The sequence below is a fragment of the Roseibium aggregatum genome (assembly GCF_014692675.1).
In the GTDB taxonomy this organism is placed as follows: domain Bacteria; phylum Pseudomonadota; class Alphaproteobacteria; order Rhizobiales; family Stappiaceae; genus Roseibium; species Roseibium aggregatum_C.
The window spans coordinates 58,136-73,644 of sequence record NZ_JABFCZ010000014.1 but is presented as its reverse complement, the minus strand read 5'-3'; the positions used below and the strand labels follow the sequence as shown (position 1 = coordinate 73,644).

Annotated in this window: 14 protein-coding genes; all 14 read right to left on the bottom strand. The window is 62.1% G+C overall.

Annotated elements, in window-relative coordinates; genetic code table 11:
* Window positions 1-53: 53 nt before the first annotated feature.
* Window positions 54-1,640 (bottom strand): phosphoglycerate dehydrogenase, encoded by a 1,587-nt coding sequence (gene serA / locus HK439_RS13770; RefSeq protein WP_190292090.1) that lies wholly within the window; start codon window positions 1,638-1,640, stop codon window positions 54-56.
* A 14-nt stretch (window positions 1,641-1,654) separates the two neighbouring features.
* Complete coding sequence (locus tag HK439_RS13765) at window positions 1,655-2,134, bottom strand: hypothetical protein (protein WP_190292089.1); 480 nt, start codon at window positions 2,132-2,134, stop codon at window positions 1,655-1,657.
* A gap of 3 nt (window positions 2,135-2,137) precedes the next feature.
* Window positions 2,138-3,316 carry a phosphoserine transaminase gene (locus HK439_RS13760; RefSeq protein ID WP_190292088.1) on the bottom strand — a complete coding sequence of 393 codons (1,179 nt, stop codon included), beginning with the start codon at window positions 3,314-3,316 and terminating at the stop codon, window positions 2,138-2,140.
* A gap of 164 nt (window positions 3,317-3,480) precedes the next feature.
* The gene (locus HK439_RS13755) at window positions 3,481-4,242 is read right to left on the bottom strand and encodes an outer membrane protein (protein WP_209011804.1); all 762 of its coding nucleotides are present in this window, start codon (window positions 4,240-4,242) and stop codon (window positions 3,481-3,483) included.
* 275 nt (window positions 4,243-4,517) lie between these two features.
* Window positions 4,518-5,861: a phosphoglucosamine mutase gene (gene glmM / locus HK439_RS13750; RefSeq protein WP_190292086.1), complete on the bottom strand. Its 1,344-nt coding sequence runs from the start codon at window positions 5,859-5,861 to the stop codon at window positions 4,518-4,520.
* A gap of 149 nt (window positions 5,862-6,010) precedes the next feature.
* Window positions 6,011-7,933 (bottom strand): ATP-dependent zinc metalloprotease FtsH, encoded by a 1,923-nt coding sequence (gene ftsH / locus HK439_RS13745; RefSeq protein ID WP_190292085.1) that lies wholly within the window; start codon window positions 7,931-7,933, stop codon window positions 6,011-6,013.
* Window positions 7,934-8,067: 134 nt separating this feature from the next.
* Window positions 8,068-9,486 carry a tRNA lysidine(34) synthetase TilS gene (tilS, locus tag HK439_RS13740; RefSeq protein ID WP_190292084.1) on the bottom strand — a complete coding sequence of 473 codons (1,419 nt, stop codon included), beginning with the start codon at window positions 9,484-9,486 and terminating at the stop codon, window positions 8,068-8,070.
* Window positions 9,455-10,447 (bottom strand): tol-pal system protein YbgF, encoded by a 993-nt coding sequence (gene ybgF, locus HK439_RS13735; protein ID WP_190292083.1) that lies wholly within the window; start codon window positions 10,445-10,447, stop codon window positions 9,455-9,457. The genes tilS and ybgF overlap by 32 nt, the downstream gene beginning before the upstream one ends.
* Before the next feature lie 185 nt (window positions 10,448-10,632).
* Complete coding sequence (pal, locus tag HK439_RS13730) at window positions 10,633-11,118, bottom strand: peptidoglycan-associated lipoprotein Pal (protein WP_190292082.1); 486 nt, start codon at window positions 11,116-11,118, stop codon at window positions 10,633-10,635.
* Between the two features lie 139 nt (window positions 11,119-11,257).
* Window positions 11,258-12,541 (bottom strand): Tol-Pal system beta propeller repeat protein TolB, encoded by a 1,284-nt coding sequence (gene tolB, locus HK439_RS13725; protein ID WP_209011811.1) that lies wholly within the window; start codon window positions 12,539-12,541, stop codon window positions 11,258-11,260.
* 100 nt (window positions 12,542-12,641) lie between these two features.
* The gene (locus tag HK439_RS13720) at window positions 12,642-13,577 is read right to left on the bottom strand and encodes a cell envelope biogenesis protein TolA (protein ID WP_190292080.1); all 936 of its coding nucleotides are present in this window, start codon (window positions 13,575-13,577) and stop codon (window positions 12,642-12,644) included.
* Window positions 13,578-13,584: 7 nt separating this feature from the next.
* Complete coding sequence (tolR, locus tag HK439_RS13715; protein ID WP_190292079.1) at window positions 13,585-14,037, bottom strand: protein TolR; 453 nt, start codon at window positions 14,035-14,037, stop codon at window positions 13,585-13,587.
* A 3-nt stretch (window positions 14,038-14,040) separates the two neighbouring features.
* The gene (gene tolQ, locus HK439_RS13710) at window positions 14,041-14,748 is read right to left on the bottom strand and encodes a protein TolQ (protein WP_190292078.1); all 708 of its coding nucleotides are present in this window, start codon (window positions 14,746-14,748) and stop codon (window positions 14,041-14,043) included.
* A gap of 257 nt (window positions 14,749-15,005) precedes the next feature.
* Window positions 15,006-15,449, bottom strand: a complete 444-nt coding sequence (gene ybgC, locus HK439_RS13705) for a tol-pal system-associated acyl-CoA thioesterase (RefSeq protein WP_190292077.1) — start codon at window positions 15,447-15,449, stop codon at window positions 15,006-15,008.
* Between the last annotated feature and the right edge of the window lie 60 nt (window positions 15,450-15,509).

Sequence of the window (15,509 nt, the reverse complement as noted above, 5' to 3'; positions counted from 1 at the left end):
GGCGGCCCGAAGGCCGCCCGTTCAATTGTTCAAAACTGTCTGCAACCGCCTCGTCAGAACCGGAGCGACTTCACCTGCTTGACGTGGGAGACCGCGGCCAGGCGGTCCATGACGCCCTGCGGCACCTCCCCGTCCACTTCGACCAGGCAGATCGCATCCTGCCCGGGCGCGGTCCGGCCCAGGTTGAAGGTCGCGATGTTGACGCTGCTGTTGCCAAGCTCCATGCCGAGATGACCGATGAAACCGGGCTTGTCCTCGTTGGTGATGTAGAGCATGTGTGGCCCGAGTTCGGCCTCCATGTTGATGCCCTTCACCTGGATGATCCGCGGCTTGCCGTCGGCAAAGACGGTGCCCGCAACGGACCGCTCCTGGCGTTCTGTCACCACCGTCAGCCGGATATAGGTTTCATAGGCGCCTTTCTGCTCCCGGCGCACTTCCTCCACCTGGATGCCGCGATCCCTGGCGACGATCGGGGCAGAGACCATGTTCACGGTCTGCAGAAGCGGCGTCAGCAACCCGCTGAGGGCCGCGGACGTGAGCGCCTTGGTGTTCAGTTCGGCAACCGCACCGGCATATTCCAGCCGGATCGCTTCGATGCCCGATTCCGTCAACTGGCCGGCGAAGGAGCCGAGCTGTTCGGCAAGACGGACGAACGGCGCAAGCTTCGGCGCTTCTTCCGCCGAGATCGACGGCATGTTGAGAGCATTGGTCACCGCCCCGTCGAGCAGGTAGTCGCACATCTGCTCGGCCACCTGCAGCGCGACGTTTTCCTGGGCCTCGCTGGTGGAGGCTCCGAGATGCGGCGTGGACACGAAGTTCGGCGCGCCGAACAGGACATTCTCCTTCGCCGGTTCTTCCACGAACACGTCAAAGGCCGCCCCGCTGAGCTTGCCGGCATCGAGCGCCTCGCGCACCGCTTTCTCGTCGACGAGACCGCCGCGGGCACAGTTGATGACATAAGCGCCGTTTTTCATCTTCGCGATCGCCGCCGCATCGATGATGTTGCGCGTCTTGTCGGTGAGCGGCGTATGCAGCGTGATGAAGTCGGCACGCTTCAGGAGCTCGTCCAGATCCACCTTGTCGACGCCGAGCGAAGCCGCCCGTTCCGGCGTCAGGAACGGATCGTAGGCAACCACCTTCATCTTAAGGCCGATCGCCCGGTCGGCCACGATTGAACCGATATTGCCGCAGCCGATCAATCCTAAGGTCTTGGCGGTGATTTCCTTCCCCATGAAGCGGGACTTCTCCCACTTGCCGGCCTGGGTCGAGGCGTCGGCTGCCGGGATCTGCCGGGCGGCGGCAAACATCATGGCGATCGCATGCTCGGCGGTGGTGATCGCATTGCCGAAGGGCGTATTCATCACGATGATACCGCGCGCGGTGGCCTTGGGAATATCGACATTGTCGACGCCGATCCCCGCCCGGCCGATCACCTTGAGATTGTCTGCGGCCGCAATAATCTTTTCCGTCACCTTGGTGGCGGAGCGGATGGCCAGACCATCGTACTGACCGATGATCTCCAGCAGCTTTTCCTTGTCCTTGCCGACATCGGGCAGGAAATCGACATCGATGCCGCGGTCCTTGAAAATCTGGACTGCAGCGTCGGACAGCTTGTCCGAAATGAGAACCTTGGGAGCCATTGTTTTACCTGAATTCAGCGCAACCAGCGCAACATATGGGGATAGGGAGCAACACCTTCCTCGGCAGCAGGCCTGGGCTCATAGCTCAGTCCGTAGAGCTGAAGCAGAGGGACGCCGATATAGTGGCCGGTCGAAAAGTTTTCGATCAGCGCCGCCGCATCACCCTTGTAACCCTCTGGGTGAAAGACGACTTCCGGCGATAGGCCGAGATGGCAAAGCGCGGCCCAGGACCACGCAATTGTCGCCATCTCGTCACCGGGGCTTGGATCGAGTTTCTCTTTCCGCCGTTCGTCGGTATCGCTCACCGCGATATGACCCGCTTCGTGCAAGATATCGCCCGGATAAAGCAGACGCTCCTCGTCGATCAGGAGTTCCCCGTACCGGATATCAAGACCCGGCAAAAAGGTCGGCTCCGGCAGCGAAACGGTTCGCACCGGAATACCCACACTTTCGACGAACCGTGCGAGCCTGTCACTCAGCGGGTCGGTGAGCATCGCTCACGCCGCCTTGGCGAGCTCTGCCTTCCGGGCGGCGAAGGCCCAGTCCAGCCAGGCGGTCAACGCAACGAGATCGGAGGACTCGATGGTCGCGCCGGCCCAGATCCGCAAGCCCGACGGTGCATCGCGGTAGGCGCCGATGTCATAGGCGACCCCTTCCGCGTCAAGAGCGGACACCATCGCCTTGGCGAAGGCGGCCTGCTCGTCGGCGGCAAGCGCGCTGACTTGCGGATCGACGACCTTCAGACAGACCGAGGTGTTGGACCGCGTGGCCGGATCGACGGCGAGGAAATCGACCCAGTCGGTCTTTTCCACCCAATCGGTGAGCACTTTCAAATTGGCGTCCGCGCGGCCGATCAGGCCGGAAAGTCCGCCGACGGACCGGGCCCACTTGAGCGCATCGATATAATCCTCGACGCAGAGCATGGACGGGGTGTTGATGGTCTCGCCCTTGAACACGCCCTCGATCAGCTTGCCGCCCTTGGTCAGGCGGAAGATCTTCGGCAGCGGCCATGAAGGCGTGTAGCTCTCCAGCCGTTCGACCGCCCGCGGGCTCAGGATGAGCATGCCGTGGGCCGCCTCGCCGCCGAGCACCTTCTGCCAGGAGAAGGTCACCACATCGAGTTTGTCGAAGGCGAGATCCTGGGCGAAGGCGGCCGAAGTCGCATCGCAGATGGTCAGGCCTTCCCGGTCTGCCGGGATCCAGTCGCCGTTGGGAACCCGCACGCCGGAAGTGGTGCCGTTCCAGGTGAAGACCACGTCATGGCTGAAGTCGACGGTCGAAAGATCGGGAAGTTCGCCGTAGGGCGCCTCGATCTTGCGCGCGTTTTCAAGCTTCAGCTGTTTCATCACGTCCGTGACCCAGCCGGAGCCGAAGCTTTCCCAGGCCAGCATGTCGACCGGCCGCGCGCCGAGCAGCGACCACAGCGCCATCTCGACGGCGCCCGTGTCGGACGCCGGCACGATGCCGATGCGGTAATCCGCCGGCACCTTGAGAACCTCACGGGTGAGATCGATGGCCTCGGCCAGCCTGGCCTTGCCGATTTTCGCGCGGTGGGAACGGCCGAGCACGGCGTCGGACAGGCTCTCAAGAGACCAGCCGGGACGTTTGGAACAGGGTCCGGACGAAAAATTGGGATTGGCCGGACGGACGTCCGGCTTGGAATTCAGTGCAGTCATGTAATCTACCCTTTCAGATAGGAGCCCCTCGTTGGGGAGGGGTGGCCCACTGATTGGGATAGGCCCGATCAACCGAAGCGTCAAATGAATTTGGAGAAAATATTTTTCCAAAAACGAAAAAGGCCGGCGATGGCGCCGGCCTTTTCAACTGGTTTGCGTCCAGCTCAGTAGTTGCTGGTGATCGGCTGCGGCGGGAAATAGGTGGGCACCGCGGCCACCTGGTTCGCGAACTGGTAGCGGACACCGAGCCGGAATTCATGCGCACTCAGATCGGCGAATTCCGACCGGGTCTGACCGGAACCGGTGTTGTAGTATTTCACCGTCTTGGCCGTGCCCAGGTTCTTGTACCGGTAGCCCGCGTCGATGCTCCAGTTCGGCGTGACGGCATAGGATGCACCCGCCATCAGGGCCCAGGCGAAGTTCCACTCGGCGTGGGCGCCGTCATAGGCGGTCGTCGTTCCACCCGGGTTCTGCGACAACGTGCTGTCCGTGCGCACATAAGCCGCACCGACGCCGGCGCCGACATAAGGCGTAATGTTGTTCCAGGTGCCGATGTCATAGTAACCGTTCAGCATCAGGGTCCAGACATCGATGTCGGTGGATTCCGTGGAGAAGCCGCCGACACAGCCGCCGCAGACCGCGTAGCCCTTGGCCTTCGCCGGCGTTTCGTAATCGAGCGTCAGGTCACTGCGGAGGTGGTCTGTGAACTTGTAACCGACACCGACGCCGATCATCCACGCGTTGTCCATGCTTTCGCGCTCGTAGCGCAGATCGCCGACAACGGAATCGTTGAAGCTGCCGTTCGGATCGCCGTAGAGCTTGTAGCCGATATCGCCGCGCAGGTACCAGCCGCCGACAGCCGGCACTTGCGGAATGTGTTCGATGACCGGTGCCGGAAGGTCGGCAGCGAAGGCCGCAGTCGACATAACAACCGCGATGCCGGCCAAAGACAATCGCTTAAAATACATGACCATGTCCTAGTCCTCTTCTTCAGCCGTCCGCACGTTCGGTTGCGGTTCGCGCTTGAACATGTCAACAATGGCCGGAATTCATTAAAGGTGACTTAACCGTACTCATTAACCGAGTTTTTTTACCTTAAGAAATACTTAACGGAATCGCTTTTGTTTACTTTTCATAAAGAAAAAGGCGCCGCCTTCCGCAAGGCAACGCCTGTCCGATCGAAACTAAGTCTTGATGTTGGTCAGGCAGCCGACCTGGCCACGGAATCCGCGATATCGTTGACCACCTGGCTGACGAGATCGGCATCGTCGCCTTCCGCCATGACGCGGATGACCGGTTCCGTGCCCGAAGCCCGGATGACCAGGCGGCCGTTCTTGCCGAGACGGCCCTCGCCGTCCCGGATCGCGGTCTTGACGTCTTCCTGTTCCAGGGGCTTGCCGCCCTGATAGCGGACGTTCTTCAGGATCTGCGGCACCGGCTCGAAACGCCGGCAGACTTCGGAGACCGGCCGGTTCTGATCCTTGACGCAGGCCATGATCTGCAGGGCCGCGATCAGGCCGTCGCCGGTGGTGGCGAAATCGGACAGGACGATATGCCCGGACTGCTCGCCGCCGACGTTGTATCCGTCCGCGCGCATGCGTTCGACCACATAGCGGTCGCCCACCTTGGTCCTGACAAGGCCGAGATCGAGGCTCTCCAGATAACGTTCCAGCCCGAGGTTGGACATGACCGTGGCCACGATCCCCGGCGCGGAGAGCCGGTTATGCGCCTGCCAGGATTGCGCGACGACCGCCATGAGCTGATCGCCGTCGATCACCTGGCCGTTCTCGTCGACGATGATGACGCGATCCGCGTCACCGTCGAGGGCGATACCGATATCGGCACGGACCTCATGCACCTTCCTGATCAGGGCATCGGTGGAGGTCGAGCCGCAATCCTTGTTGATGTTGAACCCGTCCGGCGCGACACCGAGGGCGATCACCTCCGCGCCCAGCTCCCAAAGGGCCTCCGGCGCGACCTTGTAGGCTGCTCCGTTTGCGCAATCGATCGCGACCCTGAGACCCTCAAGGCTCATGTCACGCGGCAGCGTGCGCTTTGCGAATTCGATGTAGCGCTGCTGCGCGCCCTCGATCCGCTTCGCGCGCCCCAGGTCGCCCGGACCGGGAAGAAGCGCGCTCATGTCGCTTTCCGCGATCCGCTCGATTTCCAGTTCGATGGCATCGCTCAGCTTGAACCCGTCGGGACCGAAGAACTTGATGCCGTTGTCCTGGAAGGGATTATGCGAAGCGGAAATCATGACGCCGAGATCGGCCCGAAGCGAGTGGGTCAGCATGGCGACGGAAGGGGTCGGCATGGGGCCTAAGAGAAACGCATCCATGCCGACGGAGGTAAATCCGGCGACCAGCGCATTCTCGATCATGTAGCCGGAAAGCCGCGTGTCCTTGCCGATCACGACCCGGTGCCGGTGGCCGCCGTTCTTGAAAGCAATCCCGGCTGCCATTCCGACCTTGAGCGCCATTTCAGCGGTAATGGGAAATGTGTTTGCCTGCCCGCGAATGCCGTCCGTGCCGAAGAACTTGCGCATATGTGTTTGTCGCCTGCTTGAGAATTTTGGTTTTGCTTCTTTTAGCGCGAATTATGGCAAAAAACGGTTCAAAAATTATGAGCAAGTATTACGCTCCACACACAAAAATGCCCGGCAAAGGCCGGGCATTTTCACATTCTACTGTCCGATCAAGCCTGAGGCTGCGGCTCCATTCCGCCGCTCGGCTCATCCCCGCCACGCTTGACGCCTGTGGTGGGAACCGCTGAGGAGCGTCCGATCGGCTGATCGTCGTCGGTGTCGCGGACCGGCGGCTTGCCGTCGAGGAGACCCTTGATCTCGTCGCCGGACAGCGTTTCGTACTCCAGGAGACCCTTTGCGATGGTGTGCAGCTGATCCTCATGATCGCCGAGGATCTTCTTCGCGGTCTCATAACCCTGATTGACGAAGGACTTGATCTCCGCATCCACCACCTTCTGGGTCTCGTCGGAAACGTGCTGGTTCTTGGCCACCGAGTGCCCGAGGAAGACTTCCTCCTGGTTCTCGCCGTAAAGCAGGGGGCCGAGCTTGTCGGACATGCCGAACTGGGTCGCCATGGCGCGGGCCAGCTTGGTCGCCATCTGAATATCGCCGGACGCGCCGGAGGTGACCTTCTCGTAGCCGAAGATCATTTCCTCAGCCACGCGGCCGCCCATGGCAACCGCAAGGTCGGCCTTGCACTTGGCGCGTGTGAGCGACACCTGGTCCTTTTCCGGCAGGCGCATCACCATGCCCAGCGCACGGCCGCGCGGAATGATGGTCGCCTTGTGGATCGGGTCGGAGGCTTCCTGATGCAGGGCCACCAGGGCATGACCGGCCTCGTGATAGGCGGTCAGCTTCTTTTCTTCCTCGGTCATCACCAGGGTGCGGCGTTCCGCGCCCATCATGACCTTGTCCTTGGCGTCCTCGAACTCGGCCATGGTCACCAGCCGCTTGGAGCGGCGGGCGGCCAGAAGGGCGGCCTCGTTGACCAGGTTCATCAGGTCGGCGCCGGAGAAGCCCGGGGTGCCGCGCGCCAGCGTCTTGACGTCGACGTCCGGAGCAAGCGGAACCTTGCGCATGTGAACCTTGAGGATCTTCTCGCGGCCGGTGATATCCGGGTTCGGCACAACGATCTGACGGTCGAAGCGGCCCGGGCGCAGCAGCGCCGGGTCGAGAACGTCCGGACGGTTGGTCGCCGCGATGATGATGATGCCTTCGTTCGGCTCGAAGCCGTCCATCTCGACAAGCAGCTGGTTCAGCGTCTGCTCGCGCTCATCGTTGCCGCCGCCGAGACCGGCGCCGCGATGGCGGCCGACGGCGTCGATTTCGTCGATGAAGATGATGCACGGCGCATTCTTCTTGGCCTGTTCGAACATGTCGCGCACGCGCGACGCGCCGACACCGACGAACATTTCCACGAAATCGGAACCGGAAATGGTGAAGAACGGAACATTGGCCTCACCGGCAACCGCACGTGCGGTCAGCGTCTTACCGGTACCCGGAGGACCGACGAGAAGAACACCGCGCGGGATACGACCGCCGAGGCGCTGGAATTTCTGCGGGTCACGCAGAAACTCAACGATTTCCTGGAGGTCTTCCTTGGCTTCGTCGATGCCTGCCACATCCTCGAAGGTCACGCGGCCATGGGCTTCGGTCAAAAGCTTCGCCTTGGACTTGCCAAAGCCCATTGCCTTGCCGCCCGAACCCTGCATCTGGCGCATGATGAAGATCCAGATCCCCAGGATGATCAGCATCGGGAACCAGTTGATCAGCGCTCCGAGGAAATTGTTGCCTTCAGCCGGCGGCTGCGCATTGATCAGAACGCCCTTGGATCGCAGCAGTTCCACATACTGTCCTGCGCCTTCCGGCGCATAGGACTGGAACGCGCCGCCGCTGGCGTAGTGACCGGTGATCTTCTGTTTCTGGATGGTGACTTCCTGAATATTTCCCTCTTCCGCCTGATTCAGGAACTGGGAGAAGGCGATTTCATTCGGCGCCGTCCGCTGACCTGGGCTCTGAAACAGCTGGAACAGGGCGATCAGCAGGAGTGCGATGATCACCCAGAGTGCGAAATTGCGAAAATGTGCGTTCATTTCGATCCCTTTACCGCCGCACGCAAAAACCTGCGCGGCGTTAGTACTCACCTGCCAAGATAGGTCGCGCAAACCCATCTGCCAAGGAGGTGCGCCATTCTTGCGCATTGCCTCTGACTTTTTCCTTAAGGAACTTACTTCGTCATCGGCCTGCCGGATGCAAGATTGTTAATAAATGCAATCGTCTGGTCCCTGCCATTCTCGTCCGGACCCGGCATGGGCGCGGCCCGGTCCGGTAGCCGGCAAAGCTTGATTTCCGACAGGAACCTGTCGCCCGCCTTGACAAAAAGTCCCGGCACGAACACCAGGTCGTCATCGTACCGCAGGGCGGGAGCACAGGCAAAAGACGCCTTCGGCCAGCCTGCGGGCCAGTCGACAAGAGCCGATGCCTCCACCGGCCCGCCCAGGGCGCCGAGCACGAGTGTCTTGGGTGCTCCTTCAGCCGCGCCGTCTGTCCGGTCATAGCTGTAGCGGTCGTCCCAGACGCCGCTGGCGCCCTCTGCAAGGCAGATGCTCGCCGGCAGGTCCCGGCCTGCCTCCTTCCAGACGAAGAGATCTCCGCCCTTTCGCAGCACGATCGCGCCTGACAGCGTCTGTTGTCCGTCCCCGGCCAGAAGACGGTCTTCAAGGTGTTCCAGCTTCGACAGGCGCAGCGGCGTGTCGCGGCCCGTCACCCGCCGGATCATCCGCGCCAGTAGCCGCAGCCGCACTTCCTGCGGCAGGCCGGCCATCTCGGCGAAATCCAGGCGCAAGGGTCCGGCCGGATGCTCGCTAACCGCCTCCTGCCAGACCCTTGCCACCCAGGTGTCGATGGCTTCAGCGGTCCGGCGCAGGCGACGTGCGGTTTCGGCGAGACGGTCCGGTTCCAGCCCTTCTTCCGCCAGAAGGCCCGCCATGATCCGCAGCCGGACGCGCTTGTAGTCGGGATTGCGGTTGGACGGGTCCTCGGCCCAGGAAATCTGTCGCGCGGCGAGTTCTTCAACGAGCCGTGCCTTTGGAAGCGCCAGCAAGGGGCGCAGCAAGCGAAGTCCATGCGGACCGTTCGGCTGATCGGGAGCCATGGCGCCCAGGCCATAGACGCCGCTGCCGCGGGTCAGGCGGTCCAGGAACGTCTCGACCTGATCGTCCCGGTGATGGGCAAGAAGGAGACAGGCGATACCGCCGGCGCGCATTTCCTGCGCCATGAGCCGGTAGCGGGCATCGCGGGCGGCCGCCTGGACATTGGAGGCAGGCTTTTCGCCGTCCCAGACCAGTGTCCGATGCGCAAGGCCCAGCTGGTCGCAGTGGCGCGAAACCGCATCGGCCTCCAGGGCGCTCTCGGCCCGAAGCCGGTGATCGACGGTCAGCACCAGGACACGGCCGGTCCAGTTCGTCCGCAGTCGCCAGTCATTGAAAAGATAAAGAAGCGCAAGAGAATCCGGGCCACCTGAAACGCCCAGGGCAACGGCGTCCAACCCGGTCAGCGGTTCGAAGAGCTGAGTGACCTCGTCTTGCGTCAAAACAGAAACGTTGTCGGGCCGGTCAGGAGCACTTGCCACGACGTTGCTCGTCACGCGCCTGATCGAGGACCGCCGGCGCCGCGTTCGGATATTTGTTCAGGAGTTCCGAAAAGGTTGCGCAGGCCGCGTCGTTCTCGCCGAGACCGTTCAGCGACAGACCGAGCTTCAACAGGCTGTCGGGGCTCTTTTCGCTGCCCGGATGATCTGTGTAGGTCTTCAGGAAGGCATCCGCCGCCTCCCGGTAGTTCCGCTGGGCCAGCAGGCTCTCGCCGAGCCAGTACTGGGCATTGGCGGCAAGCCGATCATCCGGGTAGGTATCGATAAAGGCGCGGAAGCCCTCTTCCGCCGCCTTGTATTGGCCGTTGACCGCATAGCTGTAGGCGCGGTCGTAGTCGGCGCGGGGATCGCCACTCGGCGCAAGGCCTGCCATGGTGTTGCCGGCCGCTTCGGTGCCGTTATCCCCCTGACCGATGGGCGGCAGTCCGTTGCTGGTCTGGCCGCCGTTGTTTTGTCCGCCATTATCCAGCCCGGCGGAAAGGCCGCCGGCCAGAGCCGACAGATCGATCGGCCCGTTTCCGGGAAGGCCGCCGGAAGAACCGTCGGCAGAACCGTCGTTGGAACCATTGTTCTGGTAGCCGCCGGATGCTCCCCATTCGCCGTCACCCGATCCGCCGGCCGGCAGTGTGCCGAGCGTCTGGACGCTGTCGGCAAGCTTGCCTGCGGGCGGTTCCGGCTGTCCGGCATCGGAGCGTTTGCCCGGTTTTCCGCCGCCTTCCAGCTGCTGGAAGCGGTATTCATTGTCTTCCTGCATGCGCCGGATCTGATCCTGCAGTTCCCGCACCTGGTAGGACAGCTGCTCGATATGGCCGGTCAGGACGCGCATCCGCTCTTCCAATTCGTCGACCCGGACATTCGAATTGTCCTTACGGCCGAACAGCTGCGCCTGTGACGGGCTGGCAAGCGTGAACAAAGCCAGCGCGGCCAGGATTGCCGACAGTGCTTTCAATTTCCCCATTCCAATCCTCCGTCTTGTGCAGGACCACCGTCCTACTCAACGGCTGGATACCACAGGGCACGCGGAGTTCGGCCAAAATTTGGCATAAACGCCGAAATTTTTCGCGCGCGGCACCCGGGCCTGCGGACAAAAAGAAAGAGGCCGGGCAAACAGCCCGGCCTCCATAACTGACACAGACGCGTCTGCTAGCTCGAAGCGTTGTTCAGGACCGTCACGGCGCGCCGGTTCTGCGACCAGCAGCTGTTGTCGTTACACACCGCCACGGGCCGTTCCTTGCCGTAGGAAATCGTCTTGATCCGCGAGGCCGAAACGCCGCGCGAGACCAGATAGTCCCGGGTCGCATTGGCGCGGCGCGCGCCGAGTGCAAGGTTATACTGCCGGGTACCGCGTTCGTCCGCGTGTCCCTCGACGGTGATGGTGTATTTCGAATAGCTGCTCAGCCACTGTGCCTGCTTGTCCAGCGTCGCCTTCGCCTGCGCGCTCAGCGTCGACTGGTCCTCTTCAAAGAACACGCGATCGCCGACATTGACGACGAAATCCTGGCCTGTGCCGGGCTTCACATTGCCCTGAAGACCATCCGGCTGTGTCTGGGCGCAGGCGGCGACGAACAGCATGGCACCGATGACGGCCATGAATTTAGCGCCCCGCGCCAACTTCCCCAATTCAAACATTCTCGTTCTCCTATCCCCACCGGCCCCGACAGGGTGAACAGTTTCTAGCCAAAGGTGGTTAAGACCGTCTTGGCAAAACTGGTAAACAGTTACCTAATCGATCCGTGTGTTCAATCCTGCCGGTCGTCCCGTATCCCTCCTAGTCGATCAGCGGCGACCAGGACGGATCCGATGCGAAGGACGGCGTGGTAACACGCTGCTCGTTATAGCCGGTCAGATCGACCGTCCATATCTGAGGCCCGCCATTCGCGCCCGGCGTATCGCGGAAGAACACGAGAACACGGCCATTTGGTGACCAAGCCGGGCCTTCATTGTGATAGCCCTCGGTCAAAATGCGTTCTCCCTTGCCGTCAGGGCTCATCACACCGATCATGAACCGGCCCTGATGCTGCTTGGTGAAGGCGATCAGGTCGCCGCGCGGCGACCACACCGGCGTCGAATACCGGCCCGGGCCGAAGGAGATCCGCTGGGCGTTCGTTCCGTCCGCATTCATCACGTAAAGTTGTTGCGATCCGCCGCGGTCGGATTCGAACACGACCCTGCGCCCGTCGGGCGAATAGGACGGGCTGGTGTCGATCGCGGCCGTGTTGGTCAGCCGCGTCGTCCTCCGGGACCGCAGGTCCATGGAGAAGATATTGGCATTGCCGCCTTCCTCCAGGCTCATGATGACCTTCTGCCCGTCCGGCGAAAACCGCGGCGCGAAGGTCATGCCCGGGAAGTTGCCGACAATCTCCCGCTGGCCGGTCTCGATGTTGAGCAGATAGACGCTCGGGTCGGTGCCGCCGTAGGACATGTAGGTGATTTCCTGGCTGGTCGGCGAAAACCGCGGGGTCAGAACCAGTTCGTCGCCGCGGGTGAGGTAGCGGACATTGGCCCCGTCCTGATCCATGATCGCGAGCCGCTTCACGCGCTTGTCCTTCGGACCGGTTTCGTCGACGAAGACGATGCGGGTGTCGAAGTAGCCTTTTTCGCCGGTCAGCCGTTCATAGACCGCATCGGCGATGATATGCGCCAGCCGCCGCCAGTTTTCCGGCGTCGTGTAGAATTGCTGGCCGAGCGCCTGCTGCGACGCGAAGACGTCCCAGAGCCGGAATTCGGCCCTGACACGGCCGTCGGCCTGTTTGGCGACTGACCCGGCGAGCAGGGCCTGCGCACCGATGGTGCGCCAGTCGCCGAAGCGCGGCTGGGTGTTCGCGCTCATGTTCTTCTGGATGAAGCTTGCCGGGTCGAGCGGCTTGAACAGGCCCGACCGCTTCAGGTCGGCCGCGATCACGGCCGTCATCTCTTCGGCTAGCTTCGCATCGCCGCCTTCGGGCGAAAACACCGGCAAGGCGATCGGAAGAGGTTCGACATGGCCCTGCGTAATGTCGATCTCGATCAGGGCGTTCGCCGGCTGCAATCCAGCCAGGAGGCCGAATGACATCGCGCCTAAGGCTGCCACCGCCTCACGGCGGGACAGGAAACGGGTTCCTACAGACTTGTCGCACATGAGTGAAACGGCTCCTTGCTTTTTCAAATTCATCCTACCCGCCAACCATTTCGCGCGGGTCGAAATTCATGATCACTTCCTGCCAGGCTTCGTATTTCGATGCCGGCAACGTATAGGGCGCACAACGCATGACCGCGCGGACCGCGCTGCTTGCGGCGGCCCGGAACGCCGGGTTCGAGTTGGAATTCAGCACCTCGGGGCTGCCGGAAACCTCTCCGGACCGGTCCAACTCTATCCTGACGCGCACATTCAGGCTCTCCGCTCCGACGGCGCCGACCGGCGGATTCCAGCATCGCGATATCTGGCCCCTGAGCGCATCGAGCTCCGATTGGCTCATCTTCACATTGCTGTCCTGGCTGAGGCGACTGCCCAGGGAAGCCGGATCCGTGGATGACGAACTCGCCCCCTTGGGCTCGACCTTGTTCAGGAGGGCCGCAATTTCATTCGGCTTGAAGTCCTTCTCTTTCGGCTTCTCCGCCGTCTGGGTCGGACGCGGCGGCTTCGGCTTCACCCGGGGAACGACCTTGGTCTGGATCGGTTCCGGAGCGGCTGCTTCCGGAGCCGGTTCCGGCGCCTTTTCGGCCGGCGCGGGTTCGGGTTCGGCGGCGGCTTCGGGCGCGGGGGCCGGCTCGGGCTCGGCGACCGGCGTCGGCGCAGGCGCAGGTTCCGGTGCGGGCGCAGGTTCCGGTGTGGGGGGCGTTGGCTGTTCAACCGCCGCCTTGTCCGGTTTATCCGCCGGCTTGACCGGCTCTTCCTTTGGCTTTTCGGTCGGGTTTAGCGCGGCAACATCGCGGATTTCCGCGTCCTTTTCGCCTTTCTGCAGGCGGGTGAGCTCCTCCACCGGCACCAGTTCGACAGGAAGGGAATCGACAGGCGGCGTCGTAAAGCTCCTCACGTCCGGAAAGGCAATCAAGCCCCAGAGTAGAACGACCGCGTGACCGGTCAAAGACGCGATGAGACCAACGCGCATAACAGAGTTACGATCCCTGTTCCTGAAGAGTAACCAGACCGAGCCGCTTGAATCCGGCGGCATTGATCCGGCCCATGATCTTCATCATGGTGCCGTAATCGGAATTCTGGTCGCCGCGCACGTAAATGCGCTCGTCGTAGCCGTTCTTGGCGATTGCCTCCAGTTTCGGCACGACTTCGTCGATGGCGATTTCCGTATCCTGAATGAAAATCTTGCCCGCCGAATTGACGGAAATGGTTATCGGCTCGGTATCGCCTTCCAGCGCCTTCGCCTTGGTTTCGGGCAGGTCGATCGGCACACCGACCGTCAGAAGCGGAGCCGCGACCATGAAAATGATCAGGAGCACCAGCATCACGTCCACCATGGGCGTGACGTTGATTTCGCTCATGGGCGCGTGACGCCGCCGGCGACGCCGGCGGCCACCTCCCGCCCCCTGACCTGATCCAACCTGCATAGCCATGGCTTACGACCTTTCGTCGATCTGGCGGGACAGGATGGCGGAAAACTCGTCTGCGAACCCTTCCATGCGGCCAACGGCCTTGCCGACGTCTGACGCGAACTTGTTATAGGCGATCACCGCCGGGATTGCGGCCAGCAGACCGAGCGCGGTTGCAAACAGGGCTTCGGCGATACCCGGCGCGACGACGGCGAGGTTGGTGCTGTCGGAGGCCGCGATCGCCTGGAAGGCGGTCATGATCCCCCAGACCGTGCCGAACAGGCCGATGAAGGGCGCCGCAGAGCCCACGGTCGCCAGGACCAGCAGCCGGTTTTCAAGTCGCTCGGCCTCGCGCTGGATGGTGACATCCATCACCCGGTCGATCCGCTGCTGAAGGCTGCCGATCGCCGGCTTTGCCCCTTCGTGGCTGCGTTTCCATTCGCGCATCGCGGCAACGAAGAGCGCCGCCATGGAATAGTTGGTCCGGTGATGCAGGGTGCCGTAAAGCTCTTCCAGGGACTGCCCGGACCAGAACACGGTCTCGAAACGGTTCATCTGACGCTTGGTCCGGCCCATCAGCAGGGACTTGTCCAGGATGATCGCCCAGCACCAGACCGACGCCGCGATCAGGCCGACCATCACGATTTTCACGACAATATGTGCCTGCCAGAAAAGTGCGAAAAACGAAATGCCACCGTCTTGAGCCGCCAGCGTCGACTGAACAAGTTCATTCATGAAACGTAAGACCTCTTGGTCGTGTAAATTGCCAGGCACAGATGTCACGGGCATCCGGAGCATGGGTTGCGTGACGTTGCCGGACCGCCGCTCAGAGCCTCTCTGACCGCTGAATTTGGCGAAACTTCGACTGCGTCAAAGACTTTATCCGAAGTACAAAGGAATCAATTAAGGTTACCGCCCAATTAATGCTTTGGGCGAAATTCAAAATATTTCCTCATCGCCGGAAAAAGTGACCGTCCGCGACGTCGCAAATATCAGAGTCCTGTGAGGCGGCTTGCAAGCTCGGCCGGCAGGCGTGTGGGTTTGCCGTCGGAGGTGATGACCGCAACCATTACGTCGGCCGCGACCAGCAGGTCCTCGCCACGGCAGATCTCCTGAGTAAGCACGATGCGCGCACCCTTCAGGTCAGAAAGCCGTGTCCGGACTTCCAGAACATCGTCGATCGTCGCCGGCCGGCGGAAGTCCAGGTTCATGGACCGCACCGCAAAAGCCAGCGGCCGACCGGACAGCCCTGCCTGTAGCTGCGCGTGATGGATTCCGGCAAGACGCAGAAAATCGGAGCGGCCGCGCTCGAAAAACCGCACGTAGGCGCCGTGATAGACGATGCCGGTGAAATCCGTATCTTCATAATAGACGCGGACCGGCAGGACATGAACGCCGTCGTCGAGACGGCCGGCAAGATCGGGCCAGGTGGTCACCGCAGTCTCCAGACATAAAAACAAGGCACTTGAACCAGGTTACCTGTGACAGATTACCCG

Excerpts from the sequence above, each read along its gene's own strand:
- serA (WP_190292090.1), bottom strand. The coding sequence starts at position 1,640 with ATGGCTCCCAAGGTTCTCATTTCGGACAAGCTGTCCGACGCTGCAGTC.
- HK439_RS13765 (WP_190292089.1), bottom strand. The coding sequence starts at position 2,134 with ATGCTCACCGACCCGCTGAGTGACAGGCTCGCACGGTTCGTCGAAAGT.
- HK439_RS13760 (WP_190292088.1), bottom strand. The coding sequence starts at position 3,316 with ATGACTGCACTGAATTCCAAGCCGGACGTCCGTCCGGCCAATCCCAAT.
- HK439_RS13755 (WP_209011804.1), bottom strand. The coding sequence starts at position 4,242 with ATGTCGACTGCGGCCTTCGCTGCCGACCTTCCGGCACCGGTCATCGAA.
- glmM (WP_190292086.1), bottom strand. The coding sequence starts at position 5,861 with ATGCGCAAGTTCTTCGGCACGGACGGCATTCGCGGGCAGGCAAACACA.
- ftsH (WP_190292085.1), bottom strand. The coding sequence starts at position 7,933 with ATGAACGCACATTTTCGCAATTTCGCACTCTGGGTGATCATCGCACTC.
- ybgF (WP_190292083.1), bottom strand. The coding sequence starts at position 10,447 with ATGGGGAAATTGAAAGCACTGTCGGCAATCCTGGCCGCGCTGGCTTTG.
- pal (WP_190292082.1), bottom strand. The coding sequence starts at position 11,118 with ATGTTTGAATTGGGGAAGTTGGCGCGGGGCGCTAAATTCATGGCCGTC.
- tolB (WP_209011811.1), bottom strand. The coding sequence starts at position 12,541 with ATGTCATTCGGCCTCCTGGCTGGATTGCAGCCGGCGAACGCCCTGATC.
- HK439_RS13720 (WP_190292080.1), bottom strand. The coding sequence starts at position 13,577 with ATGCGCGTTGGTCTCATCGCGTCTTTGACCGGTCACGCGGTCGTTCTA.
- tolR (WP_190292079.1), bottom strand. The coding sequence starts at position 14,037 with ATGGCTATGCAGGTTGGATCAGGTCAGGGGGCGGGAGGTGGCCGCCGG.
- tolQ (WP_190292078.1), bottom strand. The coding sequence starts at position 14,748 with ATGAATGAACTTGTTCAGTCGACGCTGGCGGCTCAAGACGGTGGCATT.